The organism is Micromonospora sp. WMMD956 (assembly GCF_029626125.1).
Taxonomy (GTDB): Bacteria; Actinomycetota; Actinomycetes; order Mycobacteriales; family Micromonosporaceae; genus Micromonospora; species Micromonospora carbonacea.
Map to the genome: position 1 here is coordinate 2,705,560 of NZ_JARUBI010000005.1, position 15,353 is coordinate 2,720,912.

Annotated in this window: 13 protein-coding genes; 9 read left to right on the forward strand and 4 right to left on the reverse strand. The window is 74.5% G+C overall.

Annotation, left to right across the window (positions count from 1 at the left end; genetic code table 11):
* The first annotated feature begins 41 nt into the window (after window positions 1-41).
* Entirely contained in the window at window positions 42-1,685 is a 1,644-nt protein-coding gene (locus O7628_RS12460) for a hypothetical protein (protein ID WP_278130498.1), read from the forward strand.
* A gap of 84 nt (window positions 1,686-1,769) precedes the next feature.
* On the opposite strand, the gene O7628_RS12465 is transcribed toward O7628_RS12460, so the two are convergent.
* Entirely contained in the window at window positions 1,770-2,159 is a 390-nt protein-coding gene (locus O7628_RS12465; RefSeq protein ID WP_278130500.1) for a hypothetical protein, read from the reverse strand.
* 480 nt (window positions 2,160-2,639) lie between these two features.
* On the opposite strand from O7628_RS12465, the gene O7628_RS12470 reads away from it, so the two are divergent.
* The 3 genes from O7628_RS12470 to O7628_RS12480 all read left to right on the forward strand — a co-directional run bounded on the left by O7628_RS12470 (window position 2,640) and on the right by O7628_RS12480 (window position 8,092).
* Complete coding sequence (locus O7628_RS12470) at window positions 2,640-4,427, forward strand: HSP90 family protein (RefSeq protein WP_278130502.1); 1,788 nt, start codon at window positions 2,640-2,642, stop codon at window positions 4,425-4,427.
* A 9-nt stretch (window positions 4,428-4,436) separates the two neighbouring features.
* Window positions 4,437-7,271 carry a hypothetical protein gene (locus O7628_RS12475; RefSeq protein ID WP_278130504.1) on the forward strand — a complete coding sequence of 945 codons (2,835 nt, stop codon included), beginning with the start codon at window positions 4,437-4,439 and terminating at the stop codon, window positions 7,269-7,271.
* A 191-nt stretch (window positions 7,272-7,462) separates the two neighbouring features.
* Window positions 7,463-8,092, forward strand: coding sequence for a TetR/AcrR family transcriptional regulator (locus tag O7628_RS12480; RefSeq protein ID WP_278130506.1), 630 nt, complete (start codon window positions 7,463-7,465; stop codon window positions 8,090-8,092).
* A 201-nt stretch (window positions 8,093-8,293) separates the two neighbouring features.
* Here the strand turns inward: O7628_RS12480 and O7628_RS12485 are convergent, their stop codons facing one another.
* Window positions 8,294-8,557 (reverse strand): hypothetical protein, encoded by a 264-nt coding sequence (locus O7628_RS12485; RefSeq protein WP_278136296.1) that lies wholly within the window; start codon window positions 8,555-8,557, stop codon window positions 8,294-8,296.
* Window positions 8,558-8,598: 41 nt separating this feature from the next.
* Window positions 8,599-8,916 (reverse strand): hypothetical protein, encoded by a 318-nt coding sequence (locus O7628_RS12490; protein WP_278130507.1) that lies wholly within the window; start codon window positions 8,914-8,916, stop codon window positions 8,599-8,601.
* Window positions 8,917-9,233: 317 nt separating this feature from the next.
* Between O7628_RS12490 and O7628_RS12495 the strand changes: the two genes are divergently transcribed.
* The 4 genes from O7628_RS12495 (at window position 9,234) to O7628_RS12510 (ending at window position 12,877) form a co-directional block, all read left to right on the forward strand.
* On the forward strand, window positions 9,234-9,998 hold the full coding sequence (locus tag O7628_RS12495; protein WP_278130508.1) for a DUF5753 domain-containing protein: 765 nt from the start codon (window positions 9,234-9,236) through the stop codon (window positions 9,996-9,998).
* A complete protein-coding gene (locus O7628_RS12500; RefSeq protein WP_178062745.1) occupies window positions 9,995-10,180 on the forward strand; it encodes a DUF397 domain-containing protein in 186 nt (61 codons plus the stop codon). The genes O7628_RS12495 and O7628_RS12500 overlap by 4 nt, the downstream gene beginning before the upstream one ends.
* A gap of 242 nt (window positions 10,181-10,422) precedes the next feature.
* Window positions 10,423-11,760 carry a biotin carboxylase N-terminal domain-containing protein gene (locus O7628_RS12505; protein ID WP_278130510.1) on the forward strand — a complete coding sequence of 446 codons (1,338 nt, stop codon included), beginning with the start codon at window positions 10,423-10,425 and terminating at the stop codon, window positions 11,758-11,760.
* Between the two features lie 196 nt (window positions 11,761-11,956).
* Window positions 11,957-12,877, forward strand: coding sequence for a hydroxymethylglutaryl-CoA lyase (locus O7628_RS12510; RefSeq protein ID WP_278130511.1), 921 nt, complete (start codon window positions 11,957-11,959; stop codon window positions 12,875-12,877).
* A gap of 107 nt (window positions 12,878-12,984) precedes the next feature.
* Here the strand turns inward: O7628_RS12510 and O7628_RS12515 are convergent, their stop codons facing one another.
* Window positions 12,985-13,554 (reverse strand): snapalysin family zinc-dependent metalloprotease, encoded by a 570-nt coding sequence (locus O7628_RS12515; RefSeq protein WP_074475690.1) that lies wholly within the window; start codon window positions 13,552-13,554, stop codon window positions 12,985-12,987.
* A gap of 215 nt (window positions 13,555-13,769) precedes the next feature.
* Here O7628_RS12515 and O7628_RS12520 point away from each other — a divergent pair, with 215 nt between their 5' ends.
* Window positions 13,770-15,302: an acyl-CoA carboxylase subunit beta gene (locus tag O7628_RS12520; RefSeq protein ID WP_278130514.1), complete on the forward strand. Its 1,533-nt coding sequence runs from the start codon at window positions 13,770-13,772 to the stop codon at window positions 15,300-15,302.
* Window positions 15,303-15,353: the final 51 nt, after the last annotated feature.

Sequence of the window (15,353 nt, forward strand, 5' to 3'; positions counted from 1 at the left end):
GCGAGAGGAGCAGGATCCGCGACGGTGGCGAGGAGGCCGGGTTGACCCTGGATCGCAGGCTCGTCACGCTGCTCGTGCTGACCGCCGTGTTCCCGGCGGTCGAGGCCACCGTCCTGGTCGCCATGGGCTTCGTGGCGGCCGAGGGGATCGCGCCCCAGGTGAGTGCGGTCTGGCCGTACGACACGTACCACGACCTGCGGTGGCTGTTCGTCTACCACCAGTGGTGGCCGGAGTTCGTCCTCTGGCTGGTCTACGTGGCGCTCACCCGGGGCGCGCTGACCACCGTCCTCGTCGCGCTGGCCTGGCCGGTCGAGGTGCCCCGGCCGCCCGTACGCCAGCTTTTGAAGCGCAACGTCGGCATCTCCGTGGCGGTAACGGTCCTCGTCGTGCCGTGGGCGGTGATCTCGGTGGCCGCGTCGGTGGTGGCGCTGTCCTGGGTGCTGCTCGCGTCCCTGCTGCCGATGTTCCTGCTCGCGCCGTTCCTGCAACGGGCCGCCGCAGTCGGGCCGTGGTGGCGGGGGTTGCCCTCGCTGTCCCTGGTGGGGTGGACGCTGCTGAACTTCGTGGTGCTCACGATGGCCGGGGCGGTGGCGTGGAGCGTGCCCGGCTGGTGGACGGTGCCGGTGGCAGCGGCGGCGGGCGTGCTCAACGGCGTGCTGTGGAACCGGACGGTACGGGCGGCGGTGCTCGCGCCCCGGCTGCGGTGGGCCCGGGTGCCGGTGGCCCCGATCGCGGCGCTGCTGGCGCTCGTCGTGCCGCTGCTGATCCCGTCGCTGGTCAGCACGGTGCCCGGCAACCAGTTGCGCACCGAGGACGTGCTGCTCACCCGGCCGCTGCCGGCGGGGGTCACCGAGGCGGTGGTGGTGCTGGCCGGCTACGGCTCGGCGTACGGGGGCGAGCCGCCGCGCGACCCGAGGGTGGAACGGTTCTCCTATCGGGGGCTGGGCCCCGACGGCCGTCCCCTGCCCTACCGGCCGCAGGACACCACCATCTCGGTGGCGGACAGCGTCGGGCTGCTCGCCGCGCAGGTGGAGCGGCTGCACCGGCGTACCGGCCGGAAGGTGGCCCTGGTCGGGGAGAGCGAGGGGGCGATCGTGGCCCGCGCCTACCTCGCCCGGCGGCCCCATCCGGCGGTGGACGCGCTCGTCATGTTCAGTCCGCTGATCAACGCCGGCCGGGCCTACTACCCGCCGCGGGGGCGGGAGCACGGGTGGGGCGTGGTCACCGGCTGGACGCTGCGGGCCATGTTCGGGCTGGGACGGCTGGCCGGCGCGCCCGGCGACGGGCCGGACGAGCCGTTCATCCGGTCGCTGCTCGACGACGCGCCGTTCTACCGCAACCAGCTCATGTGCCCGGTGCCCGGCGTGCGGATGGTCGCCTTCCTGCCGTACACGACGGCCGCCGAGGCGCCGCCGGGCGACTACACCGGCATCCCGGTCTTCCAGACCCCGGGCGTGCACGGCGGCCTGCTCAACCGGTCCCTCGTCCAGGACCGACTGGTCAACTTCCTCAGCGGCGAGCCGGTCCAGCGGACCCGGCGGGAGTATTCCCTGTTCCAGCGGCTCGGGGCCGCCTGGCAGGCGCCCCCGCTGGCGATCTCGGCCAACCCGGTGTGGGAGGAGAGCGAGCAGCCGGACCCGGCGCTGACCGGCAAGGTCTGCCAGCCGACCCGGGAACCCGGGTAGCGCCGGTGCTCGGGCCCGGCTGGCCCTGCTCGGGCCCGGCTGGCCCTGCTCGGGCCCGGCCGCCCCGATGAGCCGGTGCGGTGGTCAGGCGCGCGTCGGCGAGCGCCGGTGCCGCAGCACCAGGCGGGCGGCGGCCAGGGCCAGCCCGAGGACGATCAGCACCCGGAGCGGGTGGTAGGTCAGGATCAGCAGGTGCGTCGCGACGGCTGCGGCGACGGCGAACAACGCGAGCCGGGCGGACCAGCGCCGGCCCAGCGGGACGAGCGCCCCCGCCACCACCAGCAGCACCCCGGCGGCGAGGCTCGCCCAGGCCCAGCCGGTGACGTCGTAGTGGTATATCGCGCCGCCCTCGATGGAGACGTACGGGTCGCCGACGAGGTCGCCGACGCCGGCCAGCACGTCGAAGACGCCCGCCCCGCCGAGCAGGATCCCCGCCAGCACCAGCGGGCGCTCGTTCGTGCCGCCGTCGACCACCGTGCCCCCCGTCCGGCCGTTCCCGAGGGCCCCGGCCCGGCCGTCGGCTCCGCCCCCTCTGGGCTTCAGGCTAGGGGCCGCCCGGCCGGGTGTCCGCCGATCACCGGGGGGAGCCGGGGTCGACTCCCCGCAGGCGACGGGCGGCCGATCGCCAGATTCGTCAGTGCGGCGATCCCGACGACCCACCCGAGACAGGATCCCTACCACCCACCGCACCCCCACCAAAGCCTCCTGCGCGATCTTGCACTTGCGGCCCCTCTTGCGCCCGGCTTGCGGGGATTCGCCGGGGCCGGAAGTGCAAGATCGCCGCTTGGGGGTGGGCGGCGAACCCGGCAGGCGGAGGAGCAGGAGGGTGGAGAGGGCGAAGGGGAGCGGTACGGGTCACCGGGTCGAGGGTCAAGTTCCGGGCGAACGGGGGCAGCCGGGCGTCAGTGATCACCGGTACGGTGGGCGCCGGCATCGGACCGGGGAGCAGCAGCGTTGGACCGCACCTTCCAGGTCGACCTCCGGGGTGTGGTCGACCTGCTCAGTCATCACCTGTACGGCAGCCCACGGGTCTACGTCCGTGAGCTGATGCAGAACGCCGTCGACGCGATCACCGCGCGCCGGGCGGGCGAGCCCGACGCCCCGGCCCTGGTGCGGATCTTTCCGCCCGAGCTGACCGGCGACGGGACGCTGCGGGTGCACGACACCGGCATCGGCCTCACCGAGGCGCAGGTGCACGAGCTGCTGGCGACCATCGGCCGCAGCTCCAAGCGCGACGAGCTGGGCTTCTCCCGGCACGAGTTCCTCGGCCAGTTCGGCATCGGGCTGCTCTCCTGCTTCCTGGTGGCCGACGAGATCCGGGTGGTCACCCGGCACGCCGACGAGCCGACGGTGCTCTGGACGGGCTACGCCGACGGCCGGTACGCCGTCGAGGTCGCCCCGGCGGCCCAGCAGCGCGCGGAGATCGGGACGACGGTGACGCTGGTCCCGCGCCGCGACGCCGACCAGTGGTTCGCCACCGCGACCGTCACCGAGCTGGCCCGGCTCTACGGGTCGCTGCTGCCGGTCACCGTGCGGGTCGGCGACACGGTCACCACCACCGGCGGGCCGCCCTGGCCGACCGCGCCGGGCACGGGCGTCGACCGGCCGGCCCTGACCCGCTACGCCCGGCAGCTCCTCGGCGTCGACCCGTTCGACGTGGTGCCGCTGTCGGTGCCCGAGGCCGGCCTGACCGGCGTCGCGTTCATCCTGCCGACCCCGGTGAACCCGGCGGCCCGCGCCGGCCACCGGGTCTACCTCAAGCGGATGCTGCTCACCGAGCACGCCGACGGGCTGCTGCCCGACTGGGCGTTCTTCGCCCACTGCGTGATCGACGCCGGGGAGCTGCGGCCCACCGCCAGCCGCGAGGCGCTCTACGAGGACGCCCTGCTCACCGCCACCCGGGAGGCCCTCGGCGAGCAGGTGCGCGGCTGGCTGGTCCGGCTGGCCCGGCACGACCCGCGCCGGCTCGGCGAGTTCCTCCAGGTGCACCACCTCGGCGTGAAGGCGCTCGCCGTGCACGACGACGAGATGCTCCGCCTGGTCGACCGGTGGTGGCCGATGGAGACCAACGTCGGCACCCTCACCCTGGCCGAGTTCCGGCAACGCCACGGCGTGCTCCGGTACGCGGCCAGCCTGGACGAGTTCCGCCAGCTCGCCGCCGTCGCCGCCGCGCAGGACCTGGCGGTGGTCAACGCGGGCTACACCTACGACACGGAGCTGATCGAGCGGCTGCCGACGGTGGACCGGTCGGTGCTCATCGAGCGGCTGGAACCGAGCGACCTGACCACCCGCTTCGACGCCGTCGACCCGGCCGTCGAGTTGACGCTGCGGCCGTTCCTCGCCGCGGCGCAGCGGGCCCTGGAGCGGCTCGGCTGCGAGGTGGTGGTGCGGGCGTACGACCCGGTGTCGCTGCCCGCGCTCTACCTGGTCAGCCGGTCGGCGGCGTTCAACGACCAGCTCGCCGCGACCCGGGACGCCGCCGACGAGCTGTGGGGCGGGGTGCTCGACGCGCTCGCCGCGTCCGCCCCGCCGGACCGCCCGCAGCTCGTGCTCAACCACCGCAACCCACTGGTCCGCCGGGTCACCACCCTCGACGACCCGGAGCTGGTCGGGCTCGCCGTCGAGGCGCTGTACGGGCAGGCCCTGCTGCTCGGGCACCACCCGATCCGCGCGGCCGACGCCGCGCTGCTGAACAGTTCCTTCCTCGGCCTGCTCGGCCGGGCCGTACCGGGACGGGAGTGAGTGGCATCGATGAGTGACGACGAGCTGTGGCGGATGCTGCACGACAGCAGCGACATGCCGTACGGCGCCGGGCGCACGGCCGCCCTGGAGCAGCTGCTGCGCCGCGCCGACACCGGCGACGACCGGCACCTGGCGTTCGCGGTGCGGATGCACGCCACCACCGCGTACGTCTACGGCGGCGAGCCGGCGAAGTCCTTCGTCACCTTCTCCTGGTGCCTGGCCGAGTTCGACCGGGACCCGCAGCCCTACCACGAGCGCTACGCCCACCAGCTCCTCTGGCACTTCAAGTACATGGTCAACGCGATGCTGAAGTTCCCCGAGCTGCCGCTGGACCGCACGTACGCGGTGCTCGACGACATGCAGCGCCGGTACGCCAACGCGGGGCACAGCCTCCAGGCCGTGCACAAGCACCGCTACCTGGTCGCCGACCACGTGGGCGACGCCGAGGCCGCGCAGCGGTGGTACCAGGAGTGGCTGACCGCCCCGCGCGACGAGCTGTCCGACTGCGCCGGCTGCGATCCCACCACCCAGGTCGCCCACCTGGCCCACGCGGGCCGGCACGACGAGGCGGTGGCGGTGGCCGAGCCGGTCCTCGCCGGCCGGCTGACCTGCACGGAGCAGCCGCAGGCGATCCTCACCGCGCTGCTGCTGCCCTACCTCCGTTCGGGGCGGGGCGACGCGGCGCGGGACGCGCACCGGGAGGCGTACCGGCGGCTGCGGGGCAACCTGTCGGACCTGTGGGACATCGGCGACCACGTCGAGTTCTGCACGCTGACCGGCAACGAGGCGCGGGCCGTGGAGATCGTCGAGCGGCACCTCGACTGGCTGGACCGCGCGCCCACCCCGGCCGCCGCGATGCACTTCGCGGCCACCGCTGCCGCCGCGCTGCGCCGCGCCGCCGCAGCCGGCGACGTCACCCTGCACCGGCGGGCGGCCGGCGACCGGCCGGCGGGCGAGGTGTCCGCCGCCGCGCTCGCCGCCGAGCTGACCGACACGGCGACCGCGCTCGCCGCGCGGTTCGACGCCCGCAACGGCACGACCCACCAGTCGGAGTGGATCGCCCGGCGGCTGGCCGCCGCCCCCGACGGCGAGCACCTGCCGCTGTCGGCCAGCCTCCGCCGCCGCCCGAGCCGCCGGCCCGAGCCGCCGGCGACGCCGGCCCCGGCGGCCACCGTGCCGGCCGGGGCCACCGCCGACGAGCTGCTCGACCTGGCCGACGAGCGCTGGCGTACGCACGACCGGGCGGGCTTCGCCGCCGCGCTGGCCGCCTACGACGAGCGGTTCGGGGCGACCGGGCAGCCGCCCCGGACGGCGGCGCGACGGCTGGAGCTGCGGGCCGGCGAGCTGACCGACGCCGACGGCCCGCAGGCGGCGCAGGAGGCGAACCGGGCGGCGCTGGCCGCGTACCGGGAACTGCCGGACCCGGTGCGGGAGCAGGTGGTCGCCGGCCGGCTCGGCGCGCTGCTCTGCCTCACCGGCGACGGCGAGGAGGGGCTGGCGCTGGCGCGGGACGCCGCCGACTTCCTCGCCGGGCACGGCGACGCCCGGGAGCGGGCCGCCGCGCACGACCGGCTCGCCCTCGCCCTGGCGCACCTCCAGCGCTGGGAGGAGGCGCTGGCCGCCGCCGACCGGGCGGCGGCCGAGGCCGACGTCGACCCGTGGCTGGCCGCCCGGGTGGCGCTGCACCGCGCGCACGTGCTGGAGGAGCTGGAGCGGCCGGAGGAGTTCCGGGCGGCGGCCGAGCTGGCCCGCCGGCTCACCCGCGAGGTGGGCGTGGGCGAGCTGGTCACCGCCGCCACCCTGGCGTACGCGCGGGCGACGGACGACCCGGCCGAGCGGGTGGCCGCCTGCGACGAGGCGCTGGAGACGGCCCCGGCGCAGGCCCGGCTGCCGGTGCGGGTGTTCCGGGCGCGGGCCCTGCTGGGCGCGGACCGGGCGGCCGAGGCGGTGGAGGACTTCGCCGAGGCGGTGACCCTCTGCGTGGAGCAGGGCGCCGACGGGGACGCCTTCCTGCGCTGGGAGCTGGCGAACGCCTACCGGGCGGCCGGGCGGCCGGCGGAGGCGGCCGAGGTGGCGGAGGAGGCGGTGCTCGGGCTGGACCGGCTCGGGGCGCAGGCCGAGGCGGACCGCTGCCGGCACCTGCTGGCCGGGATCTACGTCGACCTCGGTGAGCTGGAGCCGGCGCTGGCCCTGCTGGACCAGCTCGCCCGCAACCTCGACGGCCCCGACAACCTGCCGCACCGGGCGCAGGTGCTGGAGGAGGCCGGGGGCCTGCTCTACGACGCCGACCGGGACGCGCTGGCCGCGCAGCGGTTCGCCGAGGCGGCCACCGCCTACCGGCTGGCCGGCGCGCCGGTCGACGAGCTGCGCGCCCGCCGCCGAGAGGCCGACGCCCTGAACTGGTCCGGGGACGTGCCGGCGGCGGTGCGTGCCGTCGGGGTGGTGGACGGGCTCGCCGCCGCGCTGACCGGTCGGCCGGAGGTGCCGCCGGTGGTGACGTACGAGGCGGCGCTCGCGGCGGAGGTCGGTGCCCGGGTGCTGGCCGCCGACGACCGGCCGGACGACGGGCTGGACCGGCTGGCCGGGGTGCCGGCCCGGCTGCGGTCGATCGAGGCGTTCGGCGAGGCGGCCCGGGTGGAGCTGCTCGGTGGCGAGCTGCTGATGCGCGCGGGCCGGCCGGGCGAGGCGGAGCCGCGCCTGCGGGAGGTGCTCGGCGGCCTGCCCCCGGGCTCCCGGCCGGCGTCCCAGGCGGCGTGGCTGCTCGCCCGGGTGCTCGACGAGCTGGGCCGCCCGGACGAGGCGGAGGCGGTCCGGGCGGAGCACGGCCTGGGCGACGACGACTGACGGGGCCGACGGCACGACTGACGGGGCCTGACGGCACGGGTGACGGGCGACGACGACTGACGGGCCGACGACGGCTGCGGCTGCCTGGGCGACGACGATTGACGAGTCGACGACGACTGATGGTGCGACCACGGCTGGCGGGGGCCGACCGGCGGGTAACCTAGGCGTCCGGGCGGGTCTAGGCTTGCCGGGTGACGGTGGAACAGCGGGCACGGGGAGCGGCGAGCGGCGTGGCGGGCACTGGCAGGAGACGGTCGCGGCGGGACGAGATCCTGGAGATCGCGGTCGGGCTCTTCGCCGCCCGGGGCTACCACGGCGTGTCGATGGACGACATCGGCGCGGCGGCGGGCGTCACCGGCCCTGCCCTCTACCACCACTTCGCCGGCAAGGAGGCGATGCTGGCCGCCGCGCTGATCCCGGTCAGCGAGGGGCTGCTCGACGGCGGGCGGGAACGGGTCACCGGCCATTCCGCCGATCCGCGCGCGGCGCTGGAGTCGCTGATCGACTTCCACGTCGAGTTCGCGTTGGCCAACCCGGCCGTGATCGCCCTGCACCTGCACGAGCTGGACCGGCTGCCCGACGAGCCGCGCCGCCGCATCCGCCGCCTCCAGCGGCTCTACGTGGAGCAGTGGGTGACGGTGCTGACCGCGCTGCACCCGGGCCTGCCCGACGGCGAGGCGCGGGTGCTGGCGCACGCGGCGTTCGGCCTGATGAACTCGACGCCGTTCCTCGGCGGCGAGGTGGATCGGCAGCGGCGGGCCGCGCTGCTGCGCGCCGCCACGCTGGCCGCCCTCCTCGCCGAGGCCGACGCCGACGCCTGAGCCCCTGCCCCACCCGGGCTCGACCGGGACAAGTCGCTCCGCGCCGGGCTCGACCGGGACAAGATCGTGCTCGATCAGGGAAACAGTGATGTCGTTCCCCGGCGGATGCCACTCTTTCCAGGATCGAGCACGATCTTCTGCCTGCGTCGCCCGGTATGTCGAGTATGTCGACACCAGCCCTGGCCTCATCGCCCCGGACGGTCAGTGGCGCTCGGTCCGGTGAGGGCGGGTCGGGGAGAGCCAGCCGAGGAAGCGGGCGTGCATCGTCGCCCTGTCGGGCCGGCCGCCGAGCCGGTACGTGTCGTCCATGGCGTCCCGCATCGCGGCGGCCAGGTAGAACGCGAGCGCGACGCTGTGGCCGTGGAACTCGACGGGCAGGTCGAGCCGCGCGGCCGGGCAGGGCCACTGAGCGGCGCAGACCCGGCAGAGCCAGGCGGGGCGCATCGGTAGGTGCCGGCGGGGCATCACGGCACGAGCGCGGGGCACCGGGGGACCCGGGCGGGACATCAGCGCACCCGGGCCGGGCTCGTGCCTCGGGCGGGCGCGGCCTGCCGCAGGGCCGGGTTCGTGCCCCGGGCCGGCGGGGCCTGCCGCGGAGTCCCGGCGAGTCGGTGCAACCCCTCGCGCAGCACGAACAGCTCGCGCTTGGCGACGGCGTCGCCCCGGGCGTCCAACTCGTACGCCTCGATCCACGTCCAGCCGTGGTAGGTGTGCCGGTCCGGCACCTCGCGGATGACCCGCACGGTGATCGGCTCGACGAACTGCGGGCTCGCGGCGCGGGTCAGGCGCAGCACGTCGCCCGGAGCGATCGACCGGCCGGTCACCGCAGCCTTCCGGCCCCGCCGCCTTCCGGCCCCGCCGCCTGCCGGTCACCGCCGCCTCCCGGCCCCGGCGGTCGTCGGCGCGGTGGTCCTGCTCGGTTCGGCATCTGCTTCCCCTGTCCGTAGCCGGTGGAGAGGGGACCGCCCGCGCCTGGTGCGCAGGACCGGCCGGGCGGCCCCCTCGACGAACGCGGGCGGGGGCTTCTCCGCCCTCCCGACCCACGCCGTCCCGATGACAGCCTGCCCAGGGTTGCGGCGCAATCACACAGCGTTAGATGATTTCCTTCGGACGTTCCGTAGGTTCCTGAAGGGACTCAGGCATGAATCATGCGTTCGTCACGGCCCTCGCCGAGGCGTCGGAGACCGCCGAGAGCTTGGCAGGTCGCATAGGGCTCCACCCGAAGACCGTTGCCCGCTGGGCGAACCCCGGGCGCATTCCGCAGACCCGGCATCGTGGCGAAGTCGCGAGGATCCTCGGCAAGGATGTGGCAGACCTCTGGCCGGATGCCCTGCGCCGCGAGCCGGTGTGGTTCCGGCCGTGGGTCGACATCGAGCGCGAGGCGGTCGCCATGCGCGCCTTCGAGTTGGCCTGGGTGCCGGGCCTGTTGCAGACCGAAGCGTACGCCCGCGCCACGTTCCACGGGCAGCCCCTGTCGCCGGCCGAGGTCGACGACCTGGTGGTGGCCCGCATCGCCCGGCAGGCGATCCTCACCTGCGACCGGGCACCCATGACCGTCGTCGTCATCGACGAGCAGGTGATCCGCCGGGTGCCGGCCGGCGGGCGGTCGATCATGGCCGCCCAGCTCGCCCGCCTGGTGACCTGCGCGGAGCTGCCGGCCGTCCAACTGCACATCGTCCCCCGCGACGCCCCGACCTATCCGGGGCTCGACGGCCCCTTCACGATCGCCGAGCTTCCCGGCGGGACGCGGGTGGCCCACGTGGACAGTCAGGCCCAGGCGCAGATCATCGATCAGGCCGCCCAACTTGCTACGCTCGAACGACGGTGGGAGCGGATCCGGGGTGAGGCCCTGTCGCGGTCGCAGTCCCTGGATCTCCTGAGGGAGGCGGCAGCAGCATGGACATGACCGGCGCGCAGTGGCGCAAGAGCACCCGCAGCGGCGGCAACGGCGGCAACTGCGTCGAGGTCGCCGACAACCTGCCCGGCGTCGTCCTCGTCCGCGACACGAAGGACCGCGACGGCGGCACCCTCTCCTTCTCGCCGGCCTCCTGGCGCGGCTTCCTCACGCTGGCGAAGCGCGTCGCCTGACCCGCTCACCCGGCGGCCCTTCGCCCCACAGCCCTCCCGCCTACAGCACCTCCACCCGCAGTCCTTCCGCCCGCAACCCCGTCGACCCGCAGGCCCTCGCATCCGCCGAGGGCCTGTGCTGTGTCCGCAGCAGCTCGACACGGGCGGCTGAACCCGCCCCGCCGCCACGCGCTTGACTCGTGGACGCTCCGTCACCCATGGTTCCCTGGCATCGTCCCCACCCCTGGACGCTGGAGGAGAACATGATCGAATCGCTGCTGGTGGCCAACCGCGGCGAGATCGCCCGTCGGATCATCCGAACCGCGAACCGGCTCGGCATCCGCGCGATCGCTGTCCACTCGGAGGCCGACGCCGGCCTGCCGTTCGTGACCGAGGCCGACGAGGCCGTCTGTGTGGGACCGGCGAACCCGGCCCAGAGCTACCGCAACGTCGAGGCCATCCTCGCCGCCGCCAAGTCGACCGGCGCGCAGGCGATCCACCCCGGTTACGGCTTCCTGTCGGAGAACGCCGACTTCGCCCGTACCGTCGAGAGCAGTGGGCTGATCTGGGTCGGGCCCGGCGCGGACGCGATCTCCGCGATGGGCGACAAGATCAACGCCCGGAACCTGATGGCGGCGGCCGGGGTGCCGGTCGCCCCCGGCACCACCGAACCGGCCGCCGACCTGGACGCGGCGGTCGCCGCCGCGGCCGAGATCGGCTACCCGGTGATGGTCAAGGCCGCAGCGGGCGGCGGCGGCATGGGCATGGGCGTGGCCGCCGACGAGGCGGCGCTGCGCAGCGAGTACGACAAGGTGCGCGCGTTCGCCGCGCGGATGTTCGGCGACGGGTCGGTGTTGATCGAGCGCTACTTCCCCCGGGTACGCCACGTCGAGGTGCAGATCCTCGGGCTGGCCGACGGCCGGGTGGTGGCGCTCGGCGAGCGGGAGTGCTCGGTGCAGCGCCGCAACCAGAAGCTCGTCGAGGAGTCCCCGTCCCCGGCGGTCTCGCCGGAGCTGCGCGCCCGCCTCCTGGCCGCCGCCGTGCGGGCCGGCGAGGCGGTGGGCTACCGCAACGCGGGCACGGTGGAGTGTCTCTTCGACCCCGCCACGCAGGAGTTCTTCTTCCTGGAGATGAACACCCGCCTCCAGGTCGAGCACCCCGTCACCGAGCTGGTCTACGGCGTGGACCTGGTGGAGGAGCAGCTCCGGGTCGCCGCCGGCCTCGCGCCGACGTTCGACCCGGACGCGCTCGCCCCGCGCGGTCACGCCATCGAGCTGCGGATCAACGCCGAGGACCCGAAGCGCTTCCTGCCCGGCCCCGGCGTGATCACGACGTGGCGCGAGCCGGCCGGCGAGGGCGTGCGGGTCGACTCCGGCTACGTCGACGGCAACACGGTCACCCCGTTCTACGACAGCCTGCTGGCCAAGCTGATCGTCGACGGCCGCGACCGGGCGGAGGCGATCGAGCGGGCCCGCGCGGCGGTCGCCGCGTTCGAGGTGGCCGGCCCCAAGTGCAACCTGCCGTTCTTCGCCGAGCTGTTGGAGAACGACGAGTTCCTCTCCGGCGACTACGACACGGGCATCGTCTCCCGCATGCGCTGACCGCCGCTGTTGATCGCCGCTGTTGACCGCCCCGCCCCGCCGCCCGGCCAGGGGCGGGGCGGCCTGGCGGCGGGGCGCGGGGTTCTGGTTGTCTGGAGGGACCATTGGTCGTCCGGCTTCGTCCCGTCGGCCGCCCTCACGAGGGGCGGCGGCGCGTGCGGCACCACCGGCGGCCCGACGTCACAGCGAGGTGACCATGAGCCAGATGCCAGCGGCGGTCTCGATCCGGGAGGTCGGGCCGCGCGACGGGCTCCAGAACGAGGAGCCCATCCCGACCGATGCCAAGGTGCGGCTGCTCGACGCGCTCTCCGGCACCGGCGTGCGCCGCATCGAGGCGGTGTCGTTCGTGCACCCCAGGGCGATCCCGCAGATGGCCGACGCGGACGAGGTGTGGCGGCGGGCGGCGAAGGCCGACGGGGTGCGCTACTCGGCGCTGGTGCCGAACACCCGGGGCGCGCAGCGGGCCCTGGCGGCCGGGTTCACCGAGATCGAGGTGGTGGTCTCGGCCAGCGACACGCACAACCGGCGCAACGTCAACCGGTCCACCGCCGAGTCGCTCGACGACATCGCCGAGCTGATCGACCTGCTGCACGGTGCCGGGGCCACGGCCGAGGTGATCGTGGCGACCAGCTTCGGCTGCCCGTACGAGGGGGACGTCGACCCGGCGCGGGTCGCCGCCATCGTCGACCGGGTGGTCCGCGACGGCGCGGACCGGGTCGCGTTCGGCGACACCACGGGCATGGGCACGCCGCGCCGGGTCCGCGAGCTGATCAGCGCGGTACGCGACCGCAACGCGCACGTCCCCGTGCTGCTGCACTTCCACAACACCCGGGGCACGGCGCTGGCCAACCTGCTGACGGCGCTGGAGCTGGGGGTGACCGAGTTCGACGCCAGCGTCGGCGGCCTCGGCGGCTGCCCGTACGCGCCGGGGGCCAGCGGCAACCTGGCCACCGAGGAGGCGGTGCACATGCTGCACGACATGGGCATCGACACCGGCATCGACCTGGCGGCCCTGGTCGAGGTGGCGGAGCTGGCCGAGGAGCTGCTCGGCAAGAAGCTGCCCTCCGGCGTCCTGCGGGCGGGCCCGCGCACCCGGCTGACGCCCCTGCCGGCCTGACGCCCTGCCCGCCCGACCGGGCGAAGAGGCCGGGAGACGCGGCGGAGGGCCGGGAGACGCGGCGGAGGGGCCGGCGGTGTGCCGGCCCCTCCGGTGTTCCCGCTCGGTCAGCTCACCGGGGCGAGCGCGGCCGGCCAGCTGTCCTGGAAGACGGTCGACCCGCTGTCCGTGCCCCGCTCGGTGCTGCGGGTGCCGGCGAACAGGCTGGTCACCCGGCTCGCCTCGGCGCTGCTCGGGTACGGGTTGGTGCAGCTCGTGCCGGCGCTGCCGCCGGACATCAGGATCGCGCAGTTGCCGTTGTAGTTGTCGGGCAGGCCGAGGATGTGCCCGATCTCGTGGGTCATGATCCGCAGCGGGCTGTACTGGGCGGCCTGCTGGGTGTCGATGTAGACCCGCCCGTTGCCGAGGCTGGTCCGCACGGCGTACGAGCCGCCGCCGGTGATCTGGTAGATCCGGAGGTTGGTGCCGCAGTTCGCGGTCAGCGTCAGGTTCGACGTGGCGTTGTTCCAGATCGTGGCGGCCTGGTTGGCGATGCTGGCGTAGCTCGGGGCCTGGCTGGTGTTGTAGCAGATGGTCATGGCAGCGGACGCGGGCGACGGGTTGGCGAGGGTGACGCCGAGGGTCGCACCGGCCGTGGCGAGCATCGCGACCAGGGTCCGGCTGATTCGTGAGGCCATCGCTGACTCCAATCCGGGAGGGGGTGACGGGAGCCTAACGAGAATCATCTACGCATTTCAATATTTGGATCACGATCGGTCGATTCGTGGCGCGCCGGCGTCGGGTGCGCCCCGGGGTCGCCGATCGGGCGGCGGATGAGCTAACCTAACGATCGTTCAGGGTGGCCGGCGTGCCCGTGCGGCGGCCGGCGCGGTGGCGGCGATGGGGAGTCGGCGTGACGCTCGACGGTGAGGCACTGGAGCAGCTGCGCAAGCGCGCGAGGGCCGGCGGTGCGGACAAATACCACGCGGCCAACTCGGCCAAGGGCAAGCTCTTCGCCCGCGAGCGGGTGGCGCTCCTGGTCGACGAGGGCTCGTTCGTCGAGGACGGCCTCTACGCGAACGCCCTGGCCGACGGCCTGCCCGCCGACGGCGTCGTCACCGGCACCGCCGCCATCGACGGCCGGCCGGTCTGCCTGATGGCCAACGACTCCACGGTCAAGGCGGGCAGCTGGGGCGCGCGTACCGTCGAAAAGATCATCCGGATCATCGAGCGCGCCTACTCGACCGGCGTGCCGATGGTCTACCTGGTCGACTCGGCCGGCGCGCGCATCACCGACCAGGTCGACCTGTTCCCCGGCCGACGCGGCGCCGGGAAGATCTTCTGGAACCAGGTCCGCGCCTCCGGCTCCATCCCCCAGGTCTGCGCGCTGTTCGGGCCGAGCGCGGCCGGCGGGGCCTACATCCCGGCCTTCTGCGACGTGGTGGCGATGGTCGACGGCAACGCCAGCATGTACCTCGGCTCCGACCGGATGGTCGAGATGGTGACCGGCGAGAAGACCACCCTGGAGGCGATGGGCGGGGCGCGCGTGCACTGCGCCGAGTCCGGCGTCGGGCACTTCCTCTGCAAGACCGAGGCCGAGGCGCTCGACGTGGTCCGCCGCTACCTGTCCTACCTGCCGGCCAACTGGACCCAGCCGCCGCCGGCCGCCGAGGCGACCCCCGCGCCGGCCAAGGCCGACCTGGCCGCGCTCGTGCCGGCCAGCGAGCGGCAGGCGTTCGACATGCGCCGGTACGTCAAGGGCCTGCTCGACGACGGCAGCTTCTTCGAGATCCAGGCGCTCTGGGCCCGGGAGCTGACCATCGGCTTCGGCCGGCTCGACGGCGAGGTCGTCGGCGTCGTCGGCAACAACTCGATGTTCAAGGGCGGCGTGCTCTTCGTCGACTCGGCCGACAAGGCGACCCGGTTCGTGCAGCTCTGCGACGCGTTCAACGTCCCGCTGCTGTTCCTGTCCGACGTGCCCGGGTTCATGGTGGGCAGCGCGGTGGAGAAGCAGGGCATCATCCGGCACGGGGCCAAGATGATCACGGCGATCTCCGAGGCGACGGTGCCGAAGATCTGCGTGGTGGTCCGCAAGGCGTACGGCGCGGGCCTCTACGCGATGGCCGGTCCCGGCTTCGAGCCCGACGCGACGATCGCCCTGCCCACCGCGAAGATCGCGGTGATGGGGGCCGAGGCAGCCGTCAACGCCGTCTACGCCAACAAGATCGCGGCCATCGCCGACGAGGCGGAACGGGCCGCCTTCGTCGCCGCCAGGCGCGCCGAGTACGAGCGCGACATCGACGTCGTCCGCCTGGCCAGCGAGCTGGTGGTCGACGCGATCGTCGAGCCGCACGACCTGCGCGCCGAGCTGGTCCGCCGCTACGCCGCCGCCCGCACCAAGGACCGGAGCTTCTCCCGCCGCCGGCACGGCGTCACCCCGGTCTGACCCACCCCGTCGGCGTCACGAGCGCCCGGCGGAGGACTGCGTACAGGAGGA